The following is a 1,049-nucleotide window of genomic DNA, read 5'->3' on the forward strand; positions in this document are numbered from 1 at the left end:
TGTAACCAACGGGACAAAAAACCAAATTTTAAAGGTTTTGGGAGAGAGCCATTGGTTACATGACGGCGGAATGTTGATACACTCATATGAAGCAAATTTGCACTTTCACGGTCTGTCAAAAGAATATCATTTTCTGTCATACTAAAATCCTTTCTATAAAAAAATGAGAACAAATCATAACTATTTATTAACCATATTTTGGTTCATTTGGAAAGATGTTTTATTTATAGAAAACAATATTTTATCATACAATTTTTGATGTGATAATTTATGACTCTTATTGAGAAAGAATGAGAGAGAAGAGAGAGAAAGTTATCCACAGATCATGGGGTTATGCACTCCATATCTTAAGATTGACCCGTGACATAAGCCGCCCATTTATCCATATAAACGTGGCGCTGTTCTAAATAATCAGTACGACGATAGGCACGCTCTACTTGTCCTCCGACTGTATGACTTAGAATTGTTTCAGCAACCTCATAGGGGGCATCGGTTGTTTCAGCGAGCCAATCGCGTAAACTAGAGCGAAATCCATGGGGGCAGGCTTCAAGTTTATTGTCTCTCATGTATTGAGCCATACACTTCGTAGCAAGGGGACCGCGACCGGTTGCAGAAAAGAAGAAATCATTGCGAGAAAGTGAGCGCGCTTGTTTTAAAATGTCTAATGCTTCAGATGATAAGGGCACACGAAACTCTTTTGTAGTATCACGCTTTCCTTTCATATTTTCAGCAGGGATTGTCCAGATATCACCTTCAACTTGATCTTTATGAATATGACGTAAAGGGTTAGAGCGAACCCCTGTAAGGATAAGCAAACGCAAAGCCAGTTGTGTTAGGGTTGATGCTTCGCAAAGTGTTTGATAAAAAGCTGGTATATCTTTCCAATCCATTGCAGGTAAATTTTTGACTTTATGGCGTTGTTTTCCTAAAAGAGCGCGTGCTTTTTCTGTTGCTTGTAAATCAACATCCAAACCTAATGCAGCAGCATGTTTGAGACAAAGTTTGAGACGTATCAATGCTGTCCGAGCAGCTCCAGCTTTTGTATGCCA

2 protein-coding genes are annotated in these 1,049 nt (G+C 39.1%); both read right to left on the reverse strand.

The genetic code is table 11. From position 1 onward, the window contains the following. A partial coding sequence (locus ACFINR_RS09410; protein WP_375654237.1) for a helix-turn-helix transcriptional regulator occupies nt 1-140 on the reverse strand: 140 nt, incomplete at its 3' end. 207 nt (nt 141-347) lie between these two features. Then, nucleotides 348-1,049: tyrosine-type recombinase/integrase (locus ACFINR_RS09415; protein WP_375654236.1), on the reverse strand; the 702-nt coding region annotated here is incomplete at its 5' end.

It is taken from the genome of Bartonella sp. AP19HLJMH (assembly GCF_042196245.1).
Classification (GTDB): Bacteria; Pseudomonadota; Alphaproteobacteria; order Rhizobiales; family Rhizobiaceae; genus Bartonella.